Source organism: Cobetia sp. 10Alg 146 (assembly GCF_029846385.1).
In the GTDB taxonomy this organism is placed as follows: Bacteria; Pseudomonadota; Gammaproteobacteria; order Pseudomonadales; family Halomonadaceae; genus Cobetia; species Cobetia marina.
This window is the reverse complement of record NZ_JARWKT010000003.1, coordinates 266,836-292,690: the sequence shown is the minus strand read 5'-3', so window position 1 is coordinate 292,690 and position 25,855 is coordinate 266,836. Positions and strand designations below refer to the sequence as shown.

At 62.6% G+C, this 25,855-nt stretch carries 19 protein-coding genes and 3 tRNA genes; 11 read left to right on the top strand and 11 right to left on the bottom strand.

Features of this window, described 5'->3' with window-relative positions:
• Position 1 precedes the first annotated feature (1 nt).
• The 4 genes from thiL (at position 2) to lon (ending at position 5,604) form a co-directional block, all read left to right on the top strand.
• Complete coding sequence (gene thiL / locus QD172_RS07285) at positions 2-1,030, top strand: thiamine-phosphate kinase (RefSeq protein ID WP_176493459.1); 1,029 nt, start codon at positions 2-4, stop codon at positions 1,028-1,030.
• Entirely contained in the window at positions 1,027-1,500 is a 474-nt protein-coding gene (locus QD172_RS07280) for a phosphatidylglycerophosphatase A (RefSeq protein ID WP_077374989.1), read from the top strand. The genes thiL and QD172_RS07280 overlap by 4 nt, the downstream gene beginning before the upstream one ends.
• A 65-nt stretch (positions 1,501-1,565) precedes the next feature.
• Complete coding sequence (locus tag QD172_RS07275) at positions 1,566-2,846, top strand: DUF945 family protein (RefSeq protein WP_077374986.1); 1,281 nt, start codon at positions 1,566-1,568, stop codon at positions 2,844-2,846.
• Between the two features lie 307 nt (positions 2,847-3,153).
• Positions 3,154-5,604 carry an endopeptidase La gene (gene lon / locus QD172_RS07270; protein WP_077374983.1) on the top strand — a complete coding sequence of 817 codons (2,451 nt, stop codon included), beginning with the start codon at positions 3,154-3,156 and terminating at the stop codon, positions 5,602-5,604.
• A gap of 119 nt (positions 5,605-5,723) precedes the next feature.
• Here the strand turns inward: lon and QD172_RS07265 are convergent, their stop codons facing one another.
• Positions 5,724-6,065 carry a YegP family protein gene (locus QD172_RS07265; RefSeq protein WP_077374980.1) on the bottom strand — a complete coding sequence of 114 codons (342 nt, stop codon included), beginning with the start codon at positions 6,063-6,065 and terminating at the stop codon, positions 5,724-5,726.
• 402 nt (positions 6,066-6,467) lie between these two features.
• Here QD172_RS07265 and ilvD point away from each other — a divergent pair, with 402 nt between their 5' ends.
• Entirely contained in the window at positions 6,468-8,312 is a 1,845-nt protein-coding gene (gene ilvD / locus QD172_RS07260; RefSeq protein WP_136938759.1) for a dihydroxy-acid dehydratase, read from the top strand.
• A gap of 186 nt (positions 8,313-8,498) precedes the next feature.
• Here ilvD and QD172_RS07255 read toward each other — a convergent pair whose 3' ends face one another.
• Together QD172_RS07255 and QD172_RS07250 are read right to left on the bottom strand one after the other, a co-directional pair.
• Complete coding sequence (locus QD172_RS07255) at positions 8,499-10,064, bottom strand: sensor domain-containing diguanylate cyclase (RefSeq protein WP_084208060.1); 1,566 nt, start codon at positions 10,062-10,064, stop codon at positions 8,499-8,501.
• 649 nt (positions 10,065-10,713) lie between these two features.
• Positions 10,714-12,309 carry a helicase HerA-like domain-containing protein gene (locus tag QD172_RS07250; RefSeq protein WP_279855349.1) on the bottom strand — a complete coding sequence of 532 codons (1,596 nt, stop codon included), beginning with the start codon at positions 12,307-12,309 and terminating at the stop codon, positions 10,714-10,716.
• A gap of 637 nt (positions 12,310-12,946) precedes the next feature.
• On the opposite strand from QD172_RS07250, the gene QD172_RS07245 reads away from it, so the two are divergent.
• Positions 12,947-13,306: a hypothetical protein gene (locus tag QD172_RS07245; RefSeq protein ID WP_065392586.1), complete on the top strand. Its 360-nt coding sequence runs from the start codon at positions 12,947-12,949 to the stop codon at positions 13,304-13,306.
• 181 nt (positions 13,307-13,487) lie between these two features.
• On the opposite strand, the gene nudE is transcribed toward QD172_RS07245, so the two are convergent.
• Positions 13,488-14,117 carry an ADP compounds hydrolase NudE gene (nudE, locus tag QD172_RS07240; RefSeq protein ID WP_077374968.1) on the bottom strand — a complete coding sequence of 210 codons (630 nt, stop codon included), beginning with the start codon at positions 14,115-14,117 and terminating at the stop codon, positions 13,488-13,490.
• A 215-nt stretch (positions 14,118-14,332) separates the two neighbouring features.
• Here nudE and QD172_RS07235 point away from each other — a divergent pair, with 215 nt between their 5' ends.
• The 4 genes from QD172_RS07235 (at position 14,333) to QD172_RS07220 (ending at position 18,579) form a co-directional block, all read left to right on the top strand.
• Entirely contained in the window at positions 14,333-15,022 is a 690-nt protein-coding gene (locus QD172_RS07235; protein ID WP_077374965.1) for an HAD-IA family hydrolase, read from the top strand.
• A complete protein-coding gene (locus QD172_RS07230; protein ID WP_077374962.1) occupies positions 15,022-15,414 on the top strand; it encodes a S4 domain-containing protein in 393 nt (130 codons plus the stop codon). The genes QD172_RS07235 and QD172_RS07230 overlap by 1 nt, the downstream gene beginning before the upstream one ends.
• Before the next feature lie 210 nt (positions 15,415-15,624).
• A complete protein-coding gene (hslO, locus tag QD172_RS07225) occupies positions 15,625-16,551 on the top strand; it encodes an Hsp33 family molecular chaperone HslO (protein ID WP_077375661.1) in 927 nt (308 codons plus the stop codon).
• Between the two features lie 468 nt (positions 16,552-17,019).
• A complete protein-coding gene (locus QD172_RS07220; RefSeq protein WP_279855348.1) occupies positions 17,020-18,579 on the top strand; it encodes a phosphoenolpyruvate carboxykinase in 1,560 nt (519 codons plus the stop codon).
• 121 nt (positions 18,580-18,700) lie between these two features.
• On the opposite strand, the gene QD172_RS17350 is transcribed toward QD172_RS07220, so the two are convergent.
• Together QD172_RS17350 and QD172_RS07210 are read right to left on the bottom strand one after the other, a co-directional pair.
• Entirely contained in the window at positions 18,701-19,570 is an 870-nt protein-coding gene (locus tag QD172_RS17350; RefSeq protein ID WP_347882027.1) for a lytic transglycosylase domain-containing protein, read from the bottom strand.
• 164 nt (positions 19,571-19,734) lie between these two features.
• Positions 19,735-21,465: a proline--tRNA ligase gene (locus QD172_RS07210; protein ID WP_077374956.1), complete on the bottom strand. Its 1,731-nt coding sequence runs from the start codon at positions 21,463-21,465 to the stop codon at positions 19,735-19,737.
• Between the two features lie 293 nt (positions 21,466-21,758).
• On the opposite strand from QD172_RS07210, the gene QD172_RS07205 reads away from it, so the two are divergent.
• On the top strand, positions 21,759-23,189 hold the full coding sequence (locus QD172_RS07205; protein ID WP_279855347.1) for a hypothetical protein: 1,431 nt from the start codon (positions 21,759-21,761) through the stop codon (positions 23,187-23,189).
• A 40-nt stretch (positions 23,190-23,229) separates the two neighbouring features.
• Here QD172_RS07205 and QD172_RS07200 read toward each other — a convergent pair whose 3' ends face one another.
• The 5 genes from QD172_RS07200 to QD172_RS07180 all read right to left on the bottom strand — a co-directional run bounded on the left by QD172_RS07200 (position 23,230) and on the right by QD172_RS07180 (position 25,693).
• Positions 23,230-23,661 carry an STAS/SEC14 domain-containing protein gene (locus QD172_RS07200; protein WP_167592971.1) on the bottom strand — a complete coding sequence of 144 codons (432 nt, stop codon included), beginning with the start codon at positions 23,659-23,661 and terminating at the stop codon, positions 23,230-23,232.
• Positions 23,662-23,819: 158 nt separating this feature from the next.
• On the bottom strand, positions 23,820-24,650 hold the full coding sequence (locus QD172_RS07195; protein WP_279855346.1) for a formate/nitrite transporter family protein: 831 nt from the start codon (positions 24,648-24,650) through the stop codon (positions 23,820-23,822).
• A 315-nt stretch (positions 24,651-24,965) separates the two neighbouring features.
• Positions 24,966-25,050 (bottom strand) — tRNA-Leu (locus tag QD172_RS07190).
• Positions 25,051-25,435: 385 nt separating this feature from the next.
• Positions 25,436-25,509, bottom strand: a tRNA-Cys gene (locus QD172_RS07185).
• A 109-nt stretch (positions 25,510-25,618) separates the two neighbouring features.
• Positions 25,619-25,693: transfer RNA gene (locus QD172_RS07180), tRNA-Gly, on the bottom strand.
• Between the last annotated feature and the right edge of the window lie 162 nt (positions 25,694-25,855).

Below are 25,855 nucleotides of genomic sequence, written 5' to 3'. Positions count from 1 at the left end.
CATGCCGGGCGAATTCGAGTTGATCGCCCGCTACTTCCAGCGCGATCTGTCCGGGGCTCCGGGCGTGCTGCTGGGGCCGGGTGACGACTGTGCGCTCCTCGCCGCCGGTGATGGCATGCAGCTGGCGATCAGTGTCGATACCTCCGTGGCGGGCGTTCACTTCCCGCCGGATGCTCCGGCGTCCTCGATCGGGCATCGCGCCCTGGCGGTCAATCTTTCCGATCTGGCCGCCATGGGTGCGACGCCGCGCTGGGCGTTGCTGGCCTTGACGCTGCCGGAGGTCGACGAGGACTGGCTGCATGGCTTCGCTGCCGGCTTCCATGCGCTGGCCGAACGTCATGGCATCGCCCTGGTCGGGGGCGATGTCACACGCGGCCCGCTCTCCATCACGATCACCGTGCATGGCGAGCTGCCGCTGGTGCTGGAGGATGCAGTCCATCCGGATAGCGTATCCCGCCCCATCCTGCGACGTGATGGTGCCCGTGAAGGCGACCTGGTGGTCATCACGGGCGCACCGGGAATGGCGCATGCCGGTCTGAAGGCATGGCAGTCCGGCACGCGGGATGTGCTGGACCCGTGTCTGGCCGCCTATCTGCGTCCGGAGCCGCGTGTGGAGGCGGGCCTCGCACTGCGCCAGCTGGCCAGTGCGGGCCTGGATGTCTCCGATGGCGTGATGGGTGACCTGGCACACATCTGTCGTGCCAGTCAGCTGTCGGCGGCGCTGGAGCTTGGCGAACTGCCGCTGGCGCCGGAGCTGATGGCGGCGCTGGGCGAGCAGGGCGCGCGCGAGGCGGTCCTCAATGGCGGTGATGATTACGAGCTGCTGTTGACGATGCCGGAAGAGCATCTCGAGAGCGCCATCAACGCGCTGCGCCCCCTGAATCTGTCCTTGAGCGTCATCGGGCGCATGCAGGCAGTGGAGGGAAGCGAGCCGCGTGTCATCCTCGAGCAGGAAGGGGTCGAGCAGGCCGCCGCGGGACGCAGCTGGCAGCACTTCCCACCGGCGGATGCCACGGAGGTGAGCTCATGAATCGTGCACCTGCCAGTGTCTGGCGTCGTCCCGTCCATTTCCTGGCCTTCGGGCTCGGCAGTGGCACGGCGCCCTTTGCGCCCGGCACCTTCGGCACCCTGGCCGCCATTCCGTTCTATTGGATGATGGCGGGACTGGGGCTCTGGCCCTACATCGCCATCGTGGTGGCCGCCTCCGTTCTCGGGATCTGGATCTGTGATCGCACCTCGAAGGATCTGGGCGTCCACGATCATTCCGGCATCGTCTGGGATGAATTCGTCGGCTACTGGATCACCATGGTCGCCGTGCCGTTTTCATGGCAGGCTGCCCTCTGGGGGTTCGTGGTCTTCCGGGTCTTCGACATTCTCAAGCCATGGCCGATCCGCTGGGCTGACCGTCGTGTGGCGGGGGGATTCGGCATCATGCTCGATGACATCTTCGCCGGCATCTTCGCCTGGTCGACCATGCATCTATGGCTGTGGCTGCATTGAACAGGAAGCGAGGCACTGCGTGGTGGGTGTGACGCTTCAACAATGATAAACAAGGGATAACAACGATGGGCAAGGGACTCGTAACTGCGGCGGCTGTCGTCGTCATCGGTGCTGCCGGCTATGTCGGTGGCGTGGCGTATTCCAGTCAGCGTTTCGAAGACGAGATGGCGCGAATGGTGGCGGAGCTCGACAGCAGCGCCGACATCAAGGCCAGCCGCGATGACGTGCAGAGCGGCTGGTTCGACTCGAGCGGTCGACTCAAGATGGAGCTTGCCACGGGGGAGCAGCAAGGGCCCGTGCGTGTCGTGCTGCCTTATGAAGCCGGTCATGGCCTGCTCTCCACCAGCATGAAGGGCAACATCAAGCTGCAGTACGGTACACCGGCCCGCGATGTGCTTTCCGAGGTCATCGGGGATGGAAAGGCCATCGCCTTCGATGGCAGCGTCGACAATTTCAGCGGTGCCAGTGATACCACGGTGACACTGCCTGTCTTTGAATGGCAGGACCCGGAAAGCGGCACGCGCTTCGACTTCAAGGGCGGCGAGCTGACGGCGTCACATGATGGCGGTGATACTCCCGAGATCACCGTCGACGGCGAGGTCTCTCCCTTCGAGATCACCAATGGTGACGAGAAGATCAGCGTCGGTACCCTGAGCCTGAACGGTCTTTATCGTGGTGCGGACAACGACTTCCGCCAGGATGACAAGATCGAGCTGGATACGTTGACCATCGACAATGGCATGGGGCAGCCGCCGGTGGTGGCGACCGATATCAGCTATTCCGGCGAGACGCGGCTCGACCCGACCGAGCTTCGCTATCTGATGAAGCTGGCCGTGCAGGACGTGAGTGCCGGTGATCAGCAGATGGCCAGCGGCAGTCTGGCGCTGTCGATCGACCGTCTTCAGGGCGCGGCGGTCTATGATTTCATCACTCAGCTGCAGGGCCTGCTGGAAGAGGCCGGCAAGCCGTTTGAAGAGCTGACGGAAGATCAGCAGGTCGCCATGCTCGAGAAGGTCGAGGCGCCGCTGTTCACCATGCTGAGCACGTCTCCTCGTCTGACGCTGGAGTCCCTCAAGGCGCGCAGCGAAGTCTTCGGTGTCGACATGCAGGGTGAGGGGCAGCTGATTCTCGATGGGGCCGGCATGACCGATCTGAGCATCGCCGAACTGCAGACCATCGAAGGGCAGCGTGCCTTCCTGGATCGCATGAGTGGACGTTTCGAGTTCCGCAATGTGCCGCCGATGCTGGCGATGATGGCGGGCATCCCGCCGGACTCCGCTGACAAGAACCTGGTGCTGACCATCGATGGGGATGCGCTGCTCGTCAATGGCAAGCCGATCTATTGAGCCAGCCTGACTGAGCCGGTCAGATTGAGTCGGTCTGACTGAGCCGGACTGACTGAGCCGGCCTGTCTTTCACAGGTGGCTGAGCCACCTTCGGATCTGACCGTCCCCTTCTGTCTGCCATCGTGCTGGACAGCTGACAAGGCCCGCCTTCTGGCGGGCCTTGTCGTATCCGTCGGCAGGTGGCGAACCGGTGCCGATAGACAGGCATCCCGTCAGACAAGTGCCCGACAGTACTTGATAAAGTGCCCGACAGACCACATTGGTGAAGATGATCGCCTCAACCGAGGCCCGGTTTCACGAGGGTTGCATGTCACGTCACGAAGATACCTCCGATCACGACAACGTTCTGTCCGGTTTTGAAGATGCCAGTCAGGAAGAGCCTGAGCATTCCCCGGGGGCTGGTGGGCTGGTACCCAGTGGTGATCAGCTGCCTGAGCGCCTTTACCTGCTGCCGATCCACAATCGTCCCTTCTTTCCGGCTCAGGTCCAGCCGCTGGTCATCAACAAGCAGCGCTGGGCAGAGACCATGGAGCGGGTCGGCAACACGCCACACCATGCAGTGGGGCTGGCCTTCGTCGGTGATGTCGAAGTCGACGAGATGGGGGCTGAGCATTTTCCCGAGATCGGTTCGGCAGTGCGTGTCCACAAGCCCGAAGATGGCCAGGATCAGGTCCAGTTCATCGCTCAAGGGTTGCGCCGCTTCCGGATCACCCGCTGGTTGTCACGCAAGCCGCCCTATCTGGTCGAGGTGACCTATCCGCGCGAGCCGGTGGATGCCGAGAGCGACGAGGCGCGTGCCTACGCGATGGCGATGATCAATGGCATCAAGGAGCTGCTGCCGATCAATCCGCTGTACGGCGAAGAGCTCAAGCAGTACCTCAATCGCTTCAGCCCGCATGAACCCGGCCCGCTGACCGACTTTGCCGCTGCCATCACCTCGGCCAAGGGGCCGGAGTTGCAGGAGGTGCTGGAATCGTTGCCGGTGATGGAGCGCATGCAGAAGGTACTGCCGCTGCTGCGCAAGGAGATCGAGGTCGCCCAGCTGCAGACCGAGATCTCCCAGCAGGTCAACGCGCAGATGGAAAAGCATCAGCGTGAATTCTTCCTGCGTGAGCAGCTCAAGGTCATCCAGCGTGAACTGGGCATCTCCAAGGATGATCGCGAGAATGATGTGGATACCTTCCGCGGACGCCTCGATGAGCTCAAGGTTCCCGAACGGGTGCAATCGCGCATCGACGACGAACTCGACAAGCTCTCGGTGCTGGAGACCGGCTCGCCGGAGTACGGCACCACGCGCAACTATCTGGACTGGCTGACCTCGCTTCCCTGGGGCATCACCTCCACCGACCAGCTGGATCTCGCCCATGCGCGCAAGGTGCTCAATCGCGACCATGACGGGCTGGATGACGTGAAATCACGCATCATCGAGTTCCTGGCCGAAGGCACCTTCAAGGGCGATGTCGGTGGCTCGATCCTGCTGCTGGTGGGCCCGCCCGGTGTGGGCAAGACCTCGATCGGGCGCTCCATCGCTCAGGCACTGGGGCGCGAGTTCTACCGCTTCTCGGTCGGCGGCATGCGCGATGAATCGGAGATCAAGGGCCATCGCCGTACCTACGTGGGTGCCATGCCCGGCAAGCTGGTGCAGGCACTCAAGGAGGTCAAGGTTGAGAACCCGGTGATCATGCTGGATGAGATCGACAAGCTGGGGCAGTCCTTCCAGGGCGATCCGGCCTCGGCGCTGCTCGAGGTGCTGGACCCGGAGCAGAACGTCGACTTCCTCGATCACTACCTCGACGTGCGTCTCGATCTGTCCAAGGTGCTGTTCGTATGTACCGCCAACACGCTGGATAGCATCCCGGGGCCGCTGCTGGACCGCATGGAGCAGATACGCCTCTCCGGTTACATCGCCGAAGAGAAGATGGCGATCGCCAAGCATCACCTGTGGCCGAAGCTGCTGACACGCGACAACATTCCCAAGAAGCGCATCAATCTGAGTGACGCCGCGCTGCGTCAGGTGATCGAGGGCTATGCTCGCGAGGCGGGCGTACGTCAGCTGGAGAAGCAGCTGCACCGCATCGTGCGCAAGGCGGCGGTCAAGCTGCTCGAGGAGGACCTGCCGACGGTCAAGGTCTCGGTCAAGAATCTCGAGGAATTCCTGGGGGCGCCAATCTTCCGTCGCGAGAAGGTCCTAGCCGGCGAAGGCGTGGTGACCGGGCTTGCCTGGACCAGCATGGGCGGCGCGACCCTGCCCATCGAGGCCACACGTGTGCACGGCCTGACGCGTGGCTTGAAGCTGACCGGCAAGCTTGGGGAAGTGATGCAGGAATCGGCCAATATCGCCTATTCCTATACCCTGGCGAATCTTGAGGCCTACGATGCCGAGGCTGACTTCTTCAATGAATCCTTCATTCACCTGCACGTGCCGGAAGGGGCGACGCCCAAGGATGGCCCGAGCGCTGGCGTGACCATGACCACGGCGTTGATGTCGTTGGCCAGGCATCAGGCGCCGCGCAAGGGACTGGCGATGACCGGTGAGCTGACATTGACCGGGCAGGTGCTGCCGGTGGGCGGTATCCGTGAGAAGGTCATTGCCGCACGCCGCAGTGACATCTTCGAACTGATCCTGCCACAGGCCAATCAGCGGGATTATGATGAGCTGCCGGACTATCTGAAGGAGGGCATGATCGTCCACTTCGCGGCCCGCTACGCGGATGTGGCACGAGTGGTCTTTGACAGCGACAACGCGCAGCGCCACTGACAACGCACGGCGCAGAATGGATGGCGACATCCGACGAAAAGCAGAAGCCCCGCCAATCGGCGGGGCTTCTGCTTTTCCGTGGGGCGTCGTGTGCATGCAGACGTCACGCTCGCGGGCATTCAGGCGGTATCGAGCTGTTCCAGCACGGCGGCTTCCGGTGCATTGCGTCCGACACTGGCAATGCCGTTGTCGCGGCCGGATTCCGACTTGTACATCTGGCTGCGGCCGATCTGCTGGCTGTTGGCGGCCAGCAGCGTGAAATAGAAGCGACCATCCTTGGCGACTTCCTTCGTGAAGCGTTTTTCCTCGGCGGCGTTCTTGCGCACGGATTCCACGCCGTTCAGGCAGCCGCGCTTGTCGGCATAGCCTTGGCTCTGGAGGATCTTTTCACCGTTGCCGGCCTTGAGCGCAAAATAGAACTTGCTGTCCTTGCCGCGGGTGATGACGAATTTTCCGGCCATGGGTGACTCCTGTTCCTTGAGGGATGTCTGACACTGCCTGATATGTCGTCTTCCAGTGTAAACAGCGCCTCTCGGGGGAAACCCACGCTAGGAGTTGCGGCATTCAACGTTCGGGAGCCATCGCGGCGTCTTTCACGCTGCCGCCGCGTACATGCGATGCTATCTGGTAGGCAAGCAGGGGCGGGACATGACAGAATTGAGCTCAGGCAGATAGCGGTGGCTCACATGTCCCGCATCTCCACTGGACACCAGGTCTGCGTCTTTTCACAAGCGAAGCGCAGCCTGATCAAAACAGAAGCCACTCCCGTGCGAAGGATCACCCGGACAAGCCCCGCGCTAGGGGATGTTCTCCGTCGATCGTTCTGCACAGGAGAGTGGCCAAGCATCATTGACGAGGACACCATGCCAGAGTATCGCTCCCGTACGACCACCGCAGGTCGTAACATGGCCGGCGCCCGCGCCCTGTGGCGCGCCACCGGCATGAAAGATGGTGACTTCCAGAAGCCGATCATCGCCGTTGCCAACTCCTTCACCCAGTTCGTGCCCGGCCACGTCCACCTCAAGGACATGGGGCAGCTGGTAGCGCGCGAAATCGAGAAGGCCGGCGGTGTCGCCAAGGAATTCAACACCATCGCGGTGGACGATGGCATCGCGATGGGGCACGACGGCATGCTGTATTCGCTGCCGTCGCGTGACCTGATCGCCGACAGCGTCGAATACATGGTCAATGCCCACTGTGCGGATGCGCTGGTGTGCATCTCCAACTGCGACAAGATCACCCCCGGGATGCTGATGGCCGCCATGCGCCTCAACATCCCGGTCATCTTCGTCTCCGGCGGCCCGATGGAAGCCGGCAAGACCAAGCTGCTGGACCACGGTCTCGACCTGGTCGATGCGATGGTCATCGCGGCCGATGACAGCGTCGACGACGAGACGGTCGCCGAGATCGAGCGCAGCGCCTGCCCGACCTGTGGCAGCTGCTCGGGCATGTTCACGGCCAACTCCATGAACTGCCTGATGGAAGCGCTGGGTCTGGCGTTGCCGGGCAACGGTACGGTGCTGGCGACTCACTCCGATCGTCGTCGCCTGTTCGAGAACGCCGGGCATCGTATCGTCGAGCTGGCACGCCGTTACTACGAAGGCAACGAAGAGCACCTGTTGCCGCGTGCCATCGGTTCACGGGCGGCGTTTGCCAACGCGATGACGCTGGATATCGCCATGGGGGGCTCGACCAACACCATCCTGCACCTGCTGGCCGCCGCTCAGGAGGCCGGTGTCGACTTCACCATGTCCGACATCGACAAGCTGTCCCACAGCGTGCCGCAGATGTGCAAGGTGGCGCCGAACACCCAGAAGTATCACATCGAGGATGTCCATCGTGCCGGTGGCATCATGGGGATTCTGGGCGAGCTGGACCGCGCCGGCGTGCTGGATACCTCGGTGCCGACCGTCTATGGCGACTCGTTGTCTGCGGCGCTGGAAGAGTGGGACATCATGCGCTCGCCCACCGATGAGGTGATCGAGTTCTATCGTGCAGGTCCGGGGGGGATCCCGACCCAGACCGCCTTCTCCCAGAGCGCGCGCTGGCCGAGCCTGGATGGTGACCGCGCCCAGGGCTGCATCCGCGATTACGATCACTGCTTCTCCACCCAGGGCGGCCTGGCTGTGCTCTACGGCAATATTGCGCTGGATGGTTGCGTGGTGAAGACGGCAGGCGTCGATGACTCCATCCTCGTCTTCGAAGGCCGTGCCTATGTCTGCGAATCTCAGGATCAGGCGGTGGAAGACATCCTGGCCGACAAGGTCAAGGAAGGCGATGTCGTGATCATCCGCTACGAAGGGCCGAAGGGCGGTCCGGGCATGCAGGAAATGCTCTACCCGACGTCCTATCTCAAGTCCAAGGGACTGGGCAAGGCGTGCGCGCTGCTCACCGATGGTCGTTTCTCCGGCGGCACCTCTGGCCTGTCCATCGGCCATGCGTCTCCGGAAGCGGCGGCGGGTGGCGCCATCGGCCTGGTCGAGCATGGTGACACCATCCTGATCGACATCCCCAATCGCACCATCAATGTCCAGCTGAGCGATAGCGAGCTACATGCGCGTCGTGAAGCGATGGATGCGCGCGGCAAGGATGCCTGGAAGCCGAGCATCCAGCGCAATCGTCGTGTCTCCGCCGCGCTCAAGGCCTATGCCTTGCTGGCGACCTCGGCTGACAAGGGCGCCGTGCGTGATCTGAGCAAGCTGGATTGATCCCGTCCGCTCCGTCCGCCAGTGCCGTCGTGAAGGTGCTGGCGGTCAGTGCCTGTTGAAGACCGGCAGCACTGATTCACCAGGCAGGACGCCAATGACATGCAAACGGCCACCCCGAGGGGTGGCCGTTTGCATGTCTGGCATTCGAAGTGGTTGCCGTGCATTTCAGCCTCCTCGGGCCCTGAGTCAGTCAGTACCGGCAGGCTTTGGCGGCAGGTTGGTCAGTGTACCGGCGTCAAGCGGCATGACCGGGTCTGGGTCGAGAAACCGTACCCGGTTGCATCCCTGGCGCTGGGCTTTCTTGAGCGCCTGCTGGGCACGGTCCATCAACTCGAGTCGATTGGCCAGTCTCATGGTATCGGGGGCCGGATGATAGCCGGTCAGGCCGACACTGCAGGTGATCGGCCGATCCAGCCCTGACAGTTCGGCGGCGGCATGGCGGACGCGTTCGGCAAGGATGATCGCGCCGCTGGCATCGGTACTGGTGAGGATCGCCATCAAGGAGTTGTCCTCACGCATGCACAGGAGATCGCTCTTGCGGCTGGCGTTGCGCAGGATGGATGCCACCTGCTGCAGAGGGCGTTCTCCCGCCACGTGGCCATATTCGCGCGTGTAATCCTCAAGGTCATCCACGCTGAGGATCAGGATGCACAATGGCTGGCCATGGCGTGCACTGCGCGCGATCTCGTTGTCCAGCTGTTGCTCGATCAATTCGAACGGCATCAGCTTGTCGAGTGTCGAGCCGGGGAGTCGGCCAGCGGCAGGTGAGCGAGTTTCCAGTTGGTGGCGCAGCTTGGTCAGGCTCGCTTCATGAGCACGGCGCTCGCTGATGTCTTCATGCTGGGAGAGAATGATCCCGGCGCGACTGTCGATCACCTTCAGCTCCAGCATCACGTCGATCATCTGGCCATGACGCCCGAGATAACGGTGTGGCTGCCGATATTCGCTGATGTCGCCCGTCCGCATGGCGCTCAATGCCTCGCGGCACGTCAGCATGTCCTGTGGGTGCGAGATGTCTTCCAGGGCACTGCATGTCAGTTCCTTTGGCTCCATGCCCAGCAGTCGGGAAAAGGCCGGATTCATGCGGGTCCAGTGGCCATGAAAGTCCATCAGGGCCATGGGCAGGCTGCAATGGGAGAACAGTCCTTCCATTTTCTGGTAGGCGAGACGCAGGTTGTCGAGCTCACTGCGTGTGCGCTCTTTCGCGCGCTGGACATCCAGCAGCTGGCCCAGTGCCGTGGCAAGCGTTTCCACCAGGGCTCGCTCACTGGCGGTGAAGTCCTGTTGGCGCGGTGTTTCATCGCCGAAGCACAGCGTGCCGGTCAGGCGACCTTCAGACCAGAGTGGCGCTGCCACATAGCTTTCAAAGGGCATGCAGGAATAGGCAGCGTGGGCGCGAGTGTCTTCTTCAGCGCTGATGTGGCGATGAGCCACGCAGGCAGCCTGCGCGATGACGCTGGAACACCAGGTCTCTTCCAGTGGGCATTCGCCTCCGACTTCTCGCCCAGCAGGGGGATTGACCGCCGCCATGATCTCATAGCGACTGGATTCTGCATGTCCGAGGATGGCGGTGGTCATGCCAAGCAGACGGCAACCGGCATCCAGATGGGCTTCCACGTGGCGTTCGTGGGAGGGCTCAGGTGTCAGGCTGAGCGCCAGCAGTGCCTGCAGGTGCTCTGGCAGCAGGGAATCATGGGGGTGTCCGGCGTTGCCCGAAGGCAAGGGCACGGCAGAGAATGAGCTTGGCATCATGCGATATCCTTATCTGACATGCTGCAGGAGAGGGAGGCTTTCCATACCACACCTCAATATACGACTTGCCGTGAGACGTGACAGGCGAGGAAATCGATTGTCTCAACCTTTCGCAAACGCAGCGGGCAGTCTTTACAGGCTGACAAGGGCAGAGCCCCTCAGCGAGGGTCTCGATGAGGGGCTCCGAAATGAGGGCTCCTTGCCTTCGCCATGGGTTGGCGTGTCTTCGCAAGGACGTCGATGGCGGTCTGCTGGTACTGCTCACGAGTCGTGGGCGGGAGTCAGGCCGCCTCGGCCAGCGGTGGTGCCGGCTGCTGCTGAGCTTCCAGGTCTTCCAGTGCCAGTTCGATACTGAACCAGTTGCTGTCAAGCCAGTGATCGATCACTTCTTCGTTCATGCACATCGTGAAGCCTCCCCGAGAGTGTTGGCGAGCCATTGAGTGTATGGGTGTGCTGCCGGTAAGCAGCACTCTCCAGTATGGCTGGTTCCGGGAAGACGCGAGTGAAGATCGTGTGATGCCTTGATGTCAGTCAAAGACAGGCAAACCTGCAGGACATTGACCATGTATGCCTACCCATGCCGAAGCGTGGGCAGCCCTTCGTGGCAGCTGGAAGGGCGAGGCGGTCATTGTCTTGCCCGGTCAGCGCGTCAACGACGTGTGAATGAGCGAAGGAGGCTGCGAATCAGGGAGCGTCCCAGCTGCGACCCCAGCGCGCGCATCACCGATTTCAGCAAGGTTTCCATGACGCCCTGGCGCTTGCGACCACCTCCGGTGTCCCGAGAGGGCCTGGCGGCAGCGGGCGGCCGGGTGGCTTGCGCCCCTTCAGACCGGGCTTCTTCAGAATCAACGTTTTCCGATGGACGCTGGCTTGGATCACGGTCTGCCTCCCCGAGCCTGGTCTTGTCAGGCTCACGGGGATTCGTGGCATGTGAGGCTTGCGCCTGGACGGCAAGTCGCGCCTCCAGTCGCTCATGGGCGGACTCACGATCCACGCGCTCGTCGTAGCGCCCGGCCAGGGAGGAGTCGGCCAGCAGCGTGGCACGCTCCGCGTCGCTCAATGGACCGATGCGTCCTCGCGGCGGGGCGATCAGCGTGCGTTCCACCTGCGTCGGTGTGCCGTTGGCATCGAGTACCGAGACCAGAGCTTCGCCTACGCCCAGTTCCGTGATCACCTGCGCCGTATCGAGTTCCGGATTGGGGCGGAAGGTGTCGGCGGCCGTCTTGACGGCCTTCTGGTCACGCGGTGTGAAGGCGCGCAGCGCATGCTGGATGCGATTGCCCAGCTGACCGAGCACCTCATCGGGGATGTCGGCGGGTGACTGGGTCACGAAATAGACACCGACGCCCTTGGAGCGAATCAGGCGGACCGTCTGCTCCAGGCGCGTCAGCAGTGCCTTGGGGGCTGAATCGAACAACAGGTGCGCTTCATCGAAGAAGAACACCAGTACTGGCCGGTCGGCATCCCCGCGCTCGGGAAGCTCGCGGAACAGGGTGGACAGGAACCACAGCAGGAAGGTGGTGTAGAGGCGAGGGCTCTGCATCAGCTCGCGACCGTCGAGCAGATTGATATAGCCACGGGCCTGCTCTGCATGCCCGCGCGTCGCCAGCATGTCGTGGATATCCAGTGCCGGTTCGGCAAAGAAGCGTTCGCCGCCCTGCGTGGCCAGGACGTGGACCCGACGCAGCATCGCCCCCAGGCTCTGGGGACTGACGCTGCCGTAACGCGCCTCGAAGCTGTCACGCTCGCGCTCGATGTGCTTCAGCAGGCTGATCAGGTCCTTGAGGTCGACCAGCTCCAGACCCTCACGCTCGGCGTGATCGAAGGCCAGATGCATCAGGCCGCCTTGGGTCTCGTTGAGCTCCAGCAGACTAGCCATCAGCTCGGGCCCCATCGATGCCACGCTTGCGCGAACCGCGTGACCGCTCTTGCCATGGAGGTCCCATAGTCTGACGGGGGCGGCGTGCGGCTGCCAATCATCGATTCCCAGGCTGTTCAAGCGCTCATCGATGCGAGGATGGGGAGTGCCGGCGGCAGCGATGCCGGAAAGATCGCCCTTGATGTCGGCAGTGAACACCGGCACCCCCATGCGCGAGAATTCCTCGGCCAGTACCTGCAGGGTGACGGTCTTGCCGGTGCCCGTCGCGCCCGCCACCAGCCCATGGCGATTGGCCAATGCTGCGTCCAGCGTGATGTGGCCTGCCGAACCTTGTCCCGCGCGGCCCCCTATCAGCACATCTGGCATGTGATTCTCCTGTCGTGGTCAGCATGTCGGTGGCGGTGCCCGTAGAGAGGATGGTGCTGTGCACTGCGAGTGGCCGCGAGGAAGTGTCCTTGATTCTCAAACAGAGTTACAAAATGTTTCGTTGAGTAAAATACTGCAAGCGAATCCTGGGCATCCGATCGCACTGGATGGCTGCATCGTCGGGCTGGAGCCTGCTGCCGTGCTGTCCTGGAGCGGGGTAGGCGCTAATTAAACGCGACGCGATGATTCACTCTTGTACAAGTAATTCCCTGGCAGATCATTTTTCTTTCCTTCCAGTGCTTGAAACTCAGCCCAAGTAGTTCCATATCTGTAGGCATCAGACGCTGTGTGATGGAACACGCTCGATCAGATCAATGTCATCACTCGCCAGCTCGTCACGCTTTCACGGTACAACTCTAGTGACGGTTTTCGAGTGATCACGAGCTCTGACGATGTCTCGACAGGATGTCTTGGCAACCCTTATCCGCAAGACGCAGGTGAATCGCTCGCCCGTCGTCTTGCCTGGCCCGGATGACAGAGGATCACTTCGATCCTGATGCATGCCGCGGCTCAACGGCAACGGTCGAGTGAATCATCTGCTCGCCTTTTGCATCAGACCGCTACTGGAGGATGGATCATGAACAAGCTGACTGCTGCACTCATCGCAACTGCCTTTGCACTGCCGACCGCCGCTGCCTATGCCGATCACCACGAATCCAGCAACACCGGTTCCGCCAATACCGGTGCTCACTCCACCAAGGTAGAGGGTGGCACTGCCGCTGGCCATGAAGGTGGCATGGTGCAAGACGATGCCGAACGCAATACCGAAAGTGGTTCTGCCAACACCAAGAAGGATTCCATGATGGTGGAAGGCGGGACCGCACAGTCTGAATCCGCCAAGCACGGCAAGGTGATGGACGAAGGCGAGGACCACATGGGTGTGAGCCCGGAGTCCGGCTCGGCCAACACTGCCGATGGCAGCATGAAGACCGAGTGAACGTCTTCTGATCCCGAGGACGACTCGGGTACGGCATGATCTCGTGGTGTGTCCGGGCAGGTCGCCAGCACGATCCGTCCACTGACATCACGGGTGAAACGACAAGCCCCCGCCATTGGCGGGGGCTTGTCGTTGTCTGAAGAACAGCGCGAGAGGGCAGGACCAGGGCACGCCCGACGCCTTACCACCAGTCGGGGCTATGGAGCTCCTCGCCGGCCAGCAGGCGCTCCCTGGCCATGAAGAGAGCGGCGATGGCCCGCGCCTCATGGAAGTCCTCGCGTGCCAGCAATGCCGGCAGCTCGTCGAGGCGGTGGCGCTCGACGACCAGAGGTTCCGGCTCATCCCCCGGCAGACGCTTCTCGTACAGGTCACGCGCCAGCATGACGTTCATGCGGTGATCCATGTAGTTGGGCGCCAGGCTCAGTTCGGCCAGCGGCTCGATGTCGTGAGCGCCGAAACCGCACTCCTCCATCAGTTCACGGTTGGCGGCGGTCACCGGGTCTTCGCCGGGGTCGATCAGCCCCTTGGGCAGGGTCAGCACGTACTGCTCCGGCCCGGCGGCATATTCACGGATCAGCAGTACGTGATCCGGGTCTGGCATGGCGACGATCATCACCGCACCATGGCCACCACTCTTGAGACGCTCGAAGCTGCGCGTCGCGCCATTCGAGAAGGTCAGTTCCAGCGCCTCGACGGTAAACAGCCGCGAGCGAGCCACCTCGCGTCGCGAGTCGATACGGGGGGGTGTCAGCGCGTCTCCATCGGCGTAGTGCCCGATGGTCGAGTGATCGGGGCGTGGCGCATCATCCATCGGAAGTCCTCAAGGCAGAGATCAAGAAGCGGGCGCCGGGCAGGCGGTCATGCCCGAGCATCGAGCTGTCGCGCCCATCGTGGCAGGCTGTGCCGGGCAGGGCAATTGTCGTGAGCTTGCCGGCATCGCTGATGTCCCATGTGGGCACATGCGCAGCGCAGGACCATGCTTTACACTATACAACCCCAAATTCCCCGCCGGCTGACAGACTACCGATGATTGACTGGACCACGATCGACACCGTGCTGCTCGACATGGATGGCACCTTGCTGGACCTGCATTTCGACAGCCACTTCTGGCTGGAGCACCTGCCACGCCGCTACTGTGAGCTGCATCGTCTCGATAGCGCGCTGCAGGCGGACCTCAAGGCGCGCATCATCAGCGAATCCGGCACGCTCAACTGGTACAGCCTCGATTACTGGAGCCGCGAGCTGAAGCTGGATGTTGTCGCGCTCAAGCGTGAGGTGCAGCATCTGATCGGGTATCGCCACGAGGCAGAGGACTTTCTCGCCTGGCTACGGGATCAACCGCAGCGCGTGGTACTGGCGACCAACGCGGACCGTCACGGGATCGAGCTCAAGTTCGGTCTGACCGGCATGGGCGATTACTTCGATGCCGTCGTCTCCTCGGCGGATCTCGGACACGCCAAGGAGGAGCAGGCCTTCTGGCATCGGCTCAACGAGATCGAGCCCTTCGAGCCGGCACGTACCCTGTTCATCGATGACAATCCCCAGGTGCTGGAGAGTGCGCGCACCTATGGTATCGCGCATCTGCTGGGCGTGCGTCAGCCGGACTCGAAGCGCGAAGCGCGTGACTTCGAGCACGTGCACGGACTGGACGGTTTTGCCGTGCTGACGGCGGGTGGCGGCCTTCATCTGGAACACGAGGAGCGCAAGGAGTCTTGATGAGTGACCAGGTACGCATCGACAAGTGGCTGTGGGCGGCGCGATTCTTCAAGACGCGCGGCATGGCCAAGAAAGCCATTGAAGGTGGCAAGATCCAGTACAACGGCAGCAAGGTGAAGACGTCCAAGACCGTCGAGGTCGGCGCCTTGATCGAAGTGCCGCAAGGTTGGGATCGGCTGGTGGTCGAAGTGCTGGCACTCAGCGACCAGCGCCGTGGCGCGCCCCAGGCGCAGGCACTCTATCAGGAGACGCAGGAGTCGCGTGCGCGCCGCGAACGGGAGGCCGAGGTGCGTCGCCTTGGCAATCAGGGCATGAGCCCGCCCGTGGGACGTCCCGACAAGAAGCAGCGGCGCAGCATCCACCGCTTCCAGCGCCAGGATTCCGAAAGCTGACGACACAGGCTCTCGCCACCCTTGCGGGGGGAAAGCCTGTGGACGTCACGTTGATACTTACCCAATTCATGACGCACGGCCCGGCCTTCGGTGCCGAAGCCGAGGCAGGCCTGCGTCGTCGCCGAGGTTCATCGCGGTCCGTCGCTCGTGGTCCACGAGCTGATGGCCGCGATGGCTCGGTTCGAGGAGCCCCCAATGAGTGATCACGACATGCAAGACCCTGACAAGCAAGCCGGCGACGCCCACGAAGAGACGGCGCCGAATTTCGATCAGATCCAGCGATTCCTGTTCGACGCCACCAATGTGCGCGGCGAGATCGTCACCCTGGACAAGGCCTATGCCGAAGTCCTTGATCGTCATGCCTATCCCCAGGCCATCTCGCGCCAGCTGGGCGAGATGCTGGCAGCGGTGGCGCTGCTGACCGAGACCATCAAGCTGGATGGCACCATGACATTGGAAGTGCGCGGCACGGGGATCGTGCGTCAGCTGATGGCCGAGTCCAATCCCGGCGGTGAGCTGCGTGCCATTGCCCGTCTCAGTGACGAGGACGTGCTGCCGACCGATGAAGCCACGCTGCAGGCCCTGGTGGGGCAGGGGCAGATCGTCATCACGCTGGACCCGCGTGACGGCAAGCGTTACCAGGGGATCGTGGCGATCGATCAGGACAGCCTCGCCGGTTGCCTGGAAAGCTACTTCAGTCAGTCCGAGCAGCTGCCGACGCGTCTGTGGTTGATGGCCGATGCACAGCGTGCCGGTGGCGTGATGCTCCAGCAGCTGCCTGACGACGATGCCAACAAGGACCCCGATGCCTGGGAGCGAGTCGTCCATCTCGCCGACACCCTCAAGGCCGAAGAACTGCTGGCGCTTGATCAGCAGGACGTGCTGCACCGTCTCTATCACGAAGAGACCGTGCGCATCTTCGAACCCAAGGCGCTGCGTTTCGGTTGTACCTGTTCTCGTGAGCGTCTCGGCGCGGCACTGCACAGCATCGCCGCGGACGAGTTGCGCCAGATCGTCGCCGAACATGGTGAGCTGGCCACGCAATGCCACTTCTGCCATACCCGGTATTCCTTCAATGCCGCGGAAGTCGAAGCCATCATCGAAGACCCGGCCGCAGGCAGCCCGATCGTCCACTGAGTCCAGCAATCGCGCTGGCGCCAGCGCGGCCTGGTGGCCTGCCTTGCGTCAGCTCGGGCAGTGTTGGCCGAAGTCTCGGGCGGAGACTGTCGATGCGCAGCAGCTGTCGATGGGCAGGTGCTGTCGACGATGGGCAGGAGGGGCAGGAGTGCAGGAGGGACGCCCATCATGAGGCCAGCGGCAGGGGTGGGCAGCCGAGCGATGTGAAATTGTCGGACATTTCGCGTCTCGAGTGTCAGTCAATGCGCTGTCGGGCGTTGCAGCAATCAGCGTTTCCGCCCGAGTCCCTTTTTGCCATAATGCCTTGCCAGTACGGGGCTGGACGCTCCGTTGCGGCAACATGGCCTGTAGGCCATGGTCGATTCCGGCAGCATCGTTCGATACCCCAAAATAAGCCTGCGGCATGTACCGCCGGCATCTGGCAAGAGCCATCAAGAGAGAGGGCGGCCCTGAGCCGCGGAGACGCGAATGAGCAAGCATCAAGACAGTGCGGTGACCACTCACACCAATCTCAGCAGCGCAGAGCTGATCGAGCTGGCAGTGGCTCGCGGCGAAGGACGTCTGGCCGACAACGGCGCGCTGGTCGTGGAGACGGGGGCTCGCAGTGGTCGCTCCCCGAACGACCGCTTCATCGTCGATGAGCCGTCCACCTCGGACGCCATTGACTGGGGAAGCGTCAACCGCCCGTTCAGCCCTGAGCGTTTCGACGCGCTGTGGGACCGGGTCGAGGACTACCTCGGTGCGCAGACAAGCTTCGTGTCCGAACTGCACGTCGGCGCCGATCTCGAGCATTACCTGCCGATTCGTGTCACCACGGAAACGGCGTGGCACAACCTGTTTGCGCGTACCATGTTCGTGCGTCCGGACAGCTTCAATGCCAAGGACAAGAGCGAGTGGACCATCCTCAACGCGCCGCACTTCGTGTGTGAGCCCGAGCGCGATGGCACCAACTCCGATGGCGTGGTGCTGATCAACTTCGCACGTCGTCGCGTTCTGCTGGCTGGCATGCGCTATGCCGGCGAGATGAAGAAGGCCATGTTCTCGGTGCAGAACTTCCTGCTGCCGGAAAAGGACGTGCTGCCGATGCATTGCTCCGCCAATGTCGGTGATGACGGCGAGACCACGCTGTTCTTCGGTCTTTCCGGCACCGGCAAGACCACTCTGTCCGCCGATCCGGCGCGCCATCTGATCGGCGATGACGAGCACGGCTGGGGCGAAGGCACCGTCTTCAACATCGAAGGGGGCTGCTACGCCAAGTGCATCGACCTCTCCGAGAAGAACGAGCCGGTCATCTGGAATGCCATCAAGTTCGGCGCCGTGCTGGAAAACGTGGTGCTGGATGACCGTCGCGGTGCGGATTACGGCGACGACACTCTCAGCCAGAACTCGCGTGCGGCCTACCCGCTGGAGCACATCGAGAAGCGCGTGCCGGAAAATCGTGCCGGTGAGCCGAATGCCATCGTCTTCCTGACCTGCGACATGTCCGGTGTGCTGCCTCCGGTGTCCGTGCTCAGCAAGCAGGCGGCCGCCTATCACTTCCTGTCCGGCTACACCGCCAAGGTCGGCTCCACCGAGATGGGCTCCACCGCCGGCCTCGAGGCGACCTTCTCCACCTGCTTCGGCGCGCCGTTCTTCCCGCGCCCGGCGCGTGAGTACGCGGATCTGCTGATCAAGCGCATCGAGGCGTTCGGCTCGCGCGTCTATCTGGTCAACACCGGCTGGACCGGTGGTGCCTACGGAGAGGGCGGCTCACGCTTCTCCATCCCGACCACCCGCAGCATCATCAGCGCGATCCAGAACGGCGCACTCGCCGATATCGAGACGCGTCACATCGACGTGCTCAACCTGGATGTGCCGGTGAGTGTGCCGGGCGTCGATTCCAGCCTGCTCGACCCGCGCGAGACCTGGGAAGACCGCGCTGCCTATGACAGCAAGGCGCGTGACCTGTCCGCCAAGTTCGTCGAGAACTTCAAGAAGTTCGCCGGTGTGGATGAGGCGATCATCGCGGCGGGCCCGGCGCTGGTCTGATCGACCACCGTTCTCGCGATACGCCAGATGAAAACGCCTCGCTCGGGTGACCGAGCGAGGCGTTTTCATGTCCGGACAGCGATGACACCGCCTTCGGATCACGGCTGCGACATGGCGTGGCTCAGGGGCTGCCACCGGCGGCCAGAGAGCGACTGGCAGGCGCATCCAGCGCCTCTTCGTCTGACAGCGGGTTGCCGGTGGTATTGGCGCTCAGGATGGCCTCCGTCGCCAAGGCGTCCTGTGGTGCCACCCTGCGCTCGTCGTGGGCCGTATCAGGAAGCTCGGGCGTGTTCTCTCCGGGCATTTCATTGTCCGGCAGGCGCTCGGCGACGAAGGGAGCGGGGGCCTGATACCACCAGCGGGTGGTCCAGGCGCGCATCACCCGTTCCGGGTACCAGGTCTTGCCGAGGCTGCCATTGTAGCGGGCCAGTGCATCGGTGATGTCGCCCTTCTCACGCTTGAGGTAGTGGGCGAGGATGGTGGCGCCGTAGCGCAGGCTGGTGTCCTGGTCGAGCAGGTTGTCGCCCGGCTCGCCGATCTCGCGCTTCCAGAATGGCATCACCTGCATCAGCCCTCGTGCGCCGGCATGGGATACCGCCGTCGGCTTGAAGGCGCTTTCCACCTGGATCACGGCCAGAATCAGCTCCGGTGCCAGCCCCGTGCGGGTGGCTTCGCGGCGGATCTTGCGCAGCAGGTCGATCCGGGCGGCGCGATCGGGCATGTAGCGCTCCAGACGCTGCTGCATGCTCAGCACCCAGTGCAGGGCATCGATGGGGTCGTCGAAGGCTTCAGGCTCTGCCAGCGCTTCTCTCAGGCTTTCACGCAGTGCCGGAGAGAGGCCGTGCTCGGGGATGGCGGCCGCAGCATGGAGGGGCGCGCTCTGCAGCATGGCCACCATGCTGCCCACCACGAGACAGGCTGCTCCCGCCAGGTGGCGGAGCAGGCGTTGATGGTGTGGAGTACGAGCGCCTTCGGGGCGTGGTGTGGTCATGCGCAGTCCCTGCGTATCGGTCATGCCGGCATTATGCCGTGTTCGCGGCGTTGACGTTAATGACCCAGTCAATCAGCCGCCTGAAACGACGACAGCCCGCCCCCGAGAGGGGAGCGGGCTGTCGTGCTTCGCGTCAAGGGAGCACCCTGGGCGGCAGCTGAGACTTACTTGCCGCTGCGCTCGGCCAGGAAGTCCATCAGGTTGTCGACGGGGACCATGGTCGCGTCCGCGTCCGTGCGGCCCTTGTACTCATACTCGCCGTTGTCGAGACCGCGATCACCGATCACCAGACGATGCGGAATGCCCAGCAATTCGCCATCGGCGAACTTGTTGCCCGGACGCAGGTCACGATCATCCAGCAGGACATCGTAGCCTGCGGCGGTCAGCGCCTGATAGACGCGCTCGGAGGTCTCGCTGACGCGCACGGACTTGTGGGCATTCATCGGCACGATGGCGATCTGGAAGGGTGCGATGGCTTCCGGCAGCACGATGCCGCCCTTGTCGTTGCCCTGTTCGATGGCCGCGGCCACCACGCGGGTCACGCCGATGCCATAGCAGCCCATCCACAGCGGCTTGGCCTTGCCGTTCTCGTCGAGTACGGTGGCGTTCATGGCATCGGAGTACTTGGTGCCCAGCTGGAAGATATGACCCACTTCGATACCGCGCGCGATGTCGATCACGCCGTGACCGTCCGGTGACGGGTCACCCGCGACGACATTGCGGATATCGGCGACTTCCGGCAGCGGCAGGTCGCGCTCCCAGTTGAGGCCGAAGTGGTGCTTGCCTTCGATGTTGGCACCGGCACCGAAGTCGCTCATCAGAGCGACGCTGCGATCGATGATGATCGGCATCTCGAGTCCCACCGGACCCAGCGAGCCGAAGCCGGCGCCGACGGCGGCACGCACTTCCTCGTCGCTGGCCATGGTCAGCGGCTCGGCGACCTGTGGCAGGTGTTCGGCCTTGATCTCGTTGAGCTCGTGATCACCGCGTACCATCAGCGCGACCAGCCCTCCCTCGACACCTTCGGCCGCCTTGACGATCAGCGTCTTGACGGTCTTCTCGATGGCCAGGCCATGCTGCTCGACGAGGGCGGCGATGGTCTTGGCATTCGGCGTATCGACCAGCTGCATGTCCTGAGTCGGTGCGGCGCGTTGCGGCGTCTCGCCCAGCGGTGCGGGCAGAGCCTCGCACTTCTCGATGTTGGCAGCGAAGTCGGAGCCGGTAGAGAAGGCGATGGCGTCTTCTCCGGAATCGGCCAGCACGTGGAATTCGTGGGAGCCGGTACCACCGATGGAGCCGTTGTCGGCGATGACGGGGCGGAAGTCGAGACCCAGGCGCGTGAAGATGCGCACGTAGGTGTCGTACATTACCTGATAGGTGTCCTTCAGCGAGTCTTCGCTCAGGTGGAAGGAATAGGCATCCTTCATGATGAACTCACGGGAGCGCATCACACCGAAGCGCGGACGAATCTCGTCACGGAACTTGGTCTGGATCTGATAGAAGTTGGCCGGCAGCTGCTTGTAGCTGTTCAGCTCGCGACGCGCGAGGTCGGTGATGACTTCCTCGTGGGTCGGGCCGACGCAGTAGTCGCGCTGATGACGATCAACGACACGCAGCAGCTCCGGGCCGTACTGTTCCCAGCGACCGGATTCCTGCCAGAGCTCGGCAGGTTGCACGGCGGGCATCAGCACTTCCTGGCCGCCGGCGCGGTCCATCTCTTCACGGACGATGCGCTCGACCTTGCGCATGGTGCGCAGACCCAGCGGCATCCAGGTGTAGAGCCCGGAGGTCAGGCGACGAATGAAGCCGGCACGCAGCATCAGCTGGTGGCTTATGACTTCAGCATCGGACGGGGTTTCCTTGAGAGTGGAAATCAGCAGTTGACTGGCACGCATGGGCTCAGCGATCCCTCGACTTGTCGCTTTGATCGGTACGCTTCGCAATCGCGAAGCAAGAACAGGCAGGACTTCGGCACGCCAACGGCGGGCGTATCAGCGAAGCAGACTGGGGGCATTGTACTGCCGCGAGGCTTTGTGGGGCAAAGTGCTGCGACAGACTGGAAAAAAGTGCGCCGGCCTGCCGATACTGGTGCAGGGCGCAGGGCGTCCTGTGTCAGAGGCATGAGGGCACTGCAGGACGAAGACTGCCTCGTCAGGTGACGGGGAGGGTCGCACAAGGAGAGGTGGACATGGCGTCACAGGATCATCACGCAGGATGCGCGCCCGTCAGACGACACCCGCGGTGGCGGACCGCTCTGGTGCTGATGGTGCTGGTGTCATGTCTGGGGCTTTCCCTGTGGCTGGTGAGCCGCCATCTGCCGATTCCCTTCGTCGATGAGGGAGTCCATTTCGCGCAGATCCGCCAGTTTCTGGAGGGCGACTGGCATCAGCATCCCAAGCTGACCACGCTGACGCTCTATCACGCCAGCATGGCGCTGGTACTGATGACGCTCCAGACGCTCGGGGACTGGCTGAATCTGCCGCTGGCGACAGCCACCATGACGGGACGCTGGCCACAGATGCCGTCGGTGGACTGGGTGCGCGGTCTTTCGCTGGTGGGCTTCAGCGTCATGGCGTTCCTCCTCTGGCGGGCATTGCCGCAGGGCTACCGGCGTCTCGCTCCTTCGCTGGAGGCGCACGACGCTCGTCACCAGGCCAGCCGTCAGTGCTGGCAGTGGCTGTGGCTGCCGATCATCTTTCCCTATCTGGCGCTGGTGTATACCGACCCCTGGATCATCGCGCTGGTCGCGTTGCAGCTCGTCGCACTGGTGCGAGAACAGCGTCTGCTGCTGCTGGTATTGATCATGGCGGGATTGGGGTTGCGTCAGGACAGCATCGTGCTGCTGGGGTTGTGGGGCGGCCTGCTGCTGTGTCTGACCCATCACAAGGCCGTGAGCGAGGCGCGGATGGCAGGACTGGCGACTCCCTTGCGCGCGCCGCTCTCTCGGCTCTCCACCTGGTGGGCACTGTTCATCAACTGGTGGTGGGTGCTCGGGCTACCGGTGGTCGCCTTTCTCGGCTTCCTTCTCTGGAATGGCGGCATCGCCATGGGAGACACCACGCGCCATCAGGCCGGTTGGCACACCGGCAATCTCGGCTATTACCTGGCGGTGATCGGCATGGTGTTCCTGCCGCTGTGGCTTTCGGACCTGCCGCGTCAATGGCAGGGGGTGAAGCGTGCATGTTCGCGGGAGGGATGGCGGCGAGGAATGCCGTTGCTGCTGCTGGCGGTCGGCCTGTGGCTGGTGCTGGCAATGAGCTTCGAGCTGACCCATGACTACAACTTCCAGCGCTGGACGATTCGCAATGTCTGGCTGATGTGGTGGAACGAGCACCCGGTCGCGCGCTGGATCACCCTGCTGATGTCCACCAGCGTGGCCTTCTGGTGGCTGAGAGCACCGTTGAGACTGGGGCATGGTGGGCTGCTGCTGGTGATGCTCGCGCTGATGATCTGCACGCGGGAATTGATCGAGACGCGCTACATGCTGCCGTTGATCACCGTGTACCAGCTGCTGCGTGTGCCTGAGCGTCCCGCCGTGGAGCGCGCGATGACGCTGTGGGCCATGGCGATGGGAGTGATGCTGCTGGCGGGACTGGTGCTGACCCGCACCTTGCCCTGAAAGCCGTAGGGCGAGGGAGCAAGGTGCGGACTGGAGGCTGTCAGGCCTCGTCGTGCTGATGGCGGGCTTCTGCCGAGGCGTGCGGATCGGTGCTCGGAGTGCTGCCACGGGGTGACTCGGCCACCCAGGCATAGGCGGCTTCTCGCTCGGCAGGCGAGAAGTGGCGGACTTCGATGGAGCGCACCAGATGCTTGCTGAATTCGGTGACGTGACGCAACCACTCGGCCTTGCTGATGATGGCCTCGCGTTCGAAGTCGCCAAGATGACGCAGGGCGTAGCCGATATCGTTGAGCAGCGCGGCCGGCGTGATCAGCCCGAAGCGCTCGATTTCCACCAGCAACGAGATGCGCTCATGGCGCGCGAGGCGCTCATCACATTCGCGGATCACGGGAGCGAGCGACGCCTGATCGATGCTGCCTTCCAGCCGCAGGGCGACGACGTGATCAGCGGGACTCTTGAGCAATGTCAGCATGTTGGGCTCCTGCACGTGAGCGTGGTGGGGGAGTGGGTCACACAGCCACTCTGACAGCGATGTGACACATTTCAGTGTAGTCGCATGTAGCCATCGAAGCAGGCGCATCTGCGCGCCAGCATCACGGGGAGAGCGCCATGACGGCGTACCCCGGCCTGTCACTCACACCGTTTCGGACGCAGTCCGTACCACAATGGCAGCGCGACCAGCAGGCTGCCGCCCAGCAGGTTGCCGATGCCTGCCGGCAGGATGTTCCAGCGCATGGCGTCCCACCAGCCGGGGCCTTCTCCCGTCGGCATGATCATCGAGAAATAGGCCATGTTGGCCGGGCTGTGCTGGAAGTTGCCTGCCACGAACAGACTGACGGCCAGCACGATGGGCACGAACTTGTCGATGATGGTCCTGCCCATCACGGCGAGAAATGCCGCCATCCCGACCATCCAGTTGCCCAGCATTCCCGACAGCACCAGCGAGAACCAGCCTTCGGCACCTCCTGTCTGTTGATAGTGCATCTTCTTCGCCACCAGTTCGGCCAGCAGCTGATAGTGCTGGGGGGAGTAGACCTGTGCCACCGAGATCACCCAGCCTGTCAGCATCGTGCCGAGCAGATTGCCTATCCAGGCCAGTACCCAGAACTTCAGACCGTGTCGCAGCATGTCACTGCGGGAGCAGTTGAGCGCACTGACCGGCAGAATGACATTGGCCTCGGTAAAGAGGGCGGCGCCGGTCAGGATGACGAGGAAGAAGCCGACCGAGAACCCGACCCCCTGAAGCAGCAGCTGCAAGCCATGCGTCTCGACCCCGGTCGACAGCAGGATGGAAAACAGCGCCCCCATGGTGATGAAGGCGCCGCCCAGCATGGCCAGTACCAGAATGCGGGGGGCTGACAGGGTATGGATGTGTTCGCAGGCTTCTCGACAGATTTCCTGTGCCACATCACGGGAAGCGATGAACTGGGCGGCAGGGCGGTGGGGCGAATCGTCGGACATGGGGAGTTCCTTCGGCCATTTCATGAGGCGGCAATGAGGTGGGCGGCAATGAGGTGATGCGGCAATGAGATGATGCACACTCACGTGGGCTCAGAGGAAATAGACCTTGGGGAGCAGAGAAGCCAATTCAATCGCACAGGGCACCTGGCGGTGAGTATCGAGCAGGTAATGGCAGCTCAGCAGGGGGTGGCATCTGGCGAGGTTTCTGGACGACAGGCATGAAAAAGCGCCGCCCGGACATGATGAACATGACATGGCGACGCTCTTGAATGCTGCTTGAGTCTGTCCTGCTTGGCGTGGTGCTGCCTGAAGCGATGGTACGGCCAGCCGGACTCGAACCGGCACGCCCGAAGGCAGGAGATTTTAAGTCTCCGGTGTCTACCGATTCCACCATGGCCGCGCAGACTGGCGCATAACTTAGCATATTTCAGAACAAGGTCAACTTTAATGCGTGACATACGAGGGTTAACTGTTTGTTCTGCAATCCCTTTGCCTCATCACTGAGGGCAGTGGTGCACATGACGCGCGTTCGGGCATCAGAGCGGACAGGCGCAATGAATCCTCTGCGCAAGACGTGTGCGACAGGGGCTCAGGCAAGGATGAGGGATGAAAAGACCAGCGGGAAATGATGCAGGTACTGAAGGCGAAAATCAGAGAAGACCGACAGGGAGTGTCAGTGATTCAACAGATGAAACGAGATGGATAAAGTAGAAAAGCAAGACGACCAGGAGGTAAGGTGTCTTGTCCATTTCAGTGCAGGACAGGGGATGTCAGGCGTTCTGAAATGGAGGCTGGAGTCGGAATCGAACCGGCGTACACGGAGTTGCAGTCCGCTGCATGACCACTCTGCCATCCAGCCTCAATGATCGAGATGTCAGTCGAAACTGATGTCTGATCCGAGGTTTCTCTGCGCATTGCACAAGAGAATTGAGTCAATGTCGAAGTGCCGTCAAGGCCACCTGTTTCATTGGAGCGGGAAACGAGATTCGAACTCGCGACCCCAACCTTGGCAAGGTTGTGCTCTACCACTGAGCTATTCCCGCTGAACTCGAGGTCGAATTATACGGATAATTCCCATGCTGTCAAACAGTTAATGAAAAAATGTCTCGCAGACCTGGTGGCCGGAAACGACGACGCCCACCTGCCGAAAGGGCGGGTGGGCGTCTCGAGAACTGGCCTCTGCCAGTCGGGCAACTTGCTGGGCC

Coding starts and splice junctions, on each gene's coding strand:
- QD172_RS07250 (WP_279855349.1), bottom strand. CDS start 12,309: ATGCCAGATGTGCTGATAGGGGGCCGCGCGGGACAAGGTTCGGCAGGC.
- QD172_RS07205 (WP_279855347.1), top strand. CDS start 21,759: ATGGCGTCACAGGATCATCACGCAGGATGCGCGCCCGTCAGACGACAC.
- QD172_RS07220 (WP_279855348.1), top strand. CDS start 17,020: ATGAGCAAGCATCAAGACAGTGCGGTGACCACTCACACCAATCTCAGC.
- QD172_RS07280 (WP_077374989.1), top strand. CDS start 1,027: ATGAATCGTGCACCTGCCAGTGTCTGGCGTCGTCCCGTCCATTTCCTG.
- hslO (WP_077375661.1), top strand. CDS start 15,625: ATGCAAGACCCTGACAAGCAAGCCGGCGACGCCCACGAAGAGACGGCG.
- QD172_RS17350 (WP_347882027.1), bottom strand. CDS start 19,570: ATGACCACACCACGCCCCGAAGGCGCTCGTACTCCACACCATCAACGC.
- QD172_RS07235 (WP_077374965.1), top strand. CDS start 14,333: ATGATTGACTGGACCACGATCGACACCGTGCTGCTCGACATGGATGGC.
- QD172_RS07200 (WP_167592971.1), bottom strand. CDS start 23,661: ATGCTGACATTGCTCAAGAGTCCCGCTGATCACGTCGTCGCCCTGCGG.
- QD172_RS07265 (WP_077374980.1), bottom strand. CDS start 6,065: ATGGCCGGAAAATTCGTCATCACCCGCGGCAAGGACAGCAAGTTCTAT.
- QD172_RS07230 (WP_077374962.1), top strand. CDS start 15,022: ATGAGTGACCAGGTACGCATCGACAAGTGGCTGTGGGCGGCGCGATTC.
- ilvD (WP_136938759.1), top strand. CDS start 6,468: ATGCCAGAGTATCGCTCCCGTACGACCACCGCAGGTCGTAACATGGCC.
- nudE (WP_077374968.1), bottom strand. CDS start 14,117: ATGGATGATGCGCCACGCCCCGATCACTCGACCATCGGGCACTACGCC.
- QD172_RS07245 (WP_065392586.1), top strand. CDS start 12,947: ATGAACAAGCTGACTGCTGCACTCATCGCAACTGCCTTTGCACTGCCG.
- lon (WP_077374983.1), top strand. CDS start 3,154: ATGTCACGTCACGAAGATACCTCCGATCACGACAACGTTCTGTCCGGT.
- QD172_RS07210 (WP_077374956.1), bottom strand. CDS start 21,465: ATGCGTGCCAGTCAACTGCTGATTTCCACTCTCAAGGAAACCCCGTCC.
- thiL (WP_176493459.1), top strand. CDS start 2: ATGCCGGGCGAATTCGAGTTGATCGCCCGCTACTTCCAGCGCGATCTG.
- QD172_RS07275 (WP_077374986.1), top strand. CDS start 1,566: ATGGGCAAGGGACTCGTAACTGCGGCGGCTGTCGTCGTCATCGGTGCT.
- QD172_RS07255 (WP_084208060.1), bottom strand. CDS start 10,064: ATGATGCCAAGCTCATTCTCTGCCGTGCCCTTGCCTTCGGGCAACGCC.
- QD172_RS07195 (WP_279855346.1), bottom strand. CDS start 24,650: ATGTCCGACGATTCGCCCCACCGCCCTGCCGCCCAGTTCATCGCTTCC.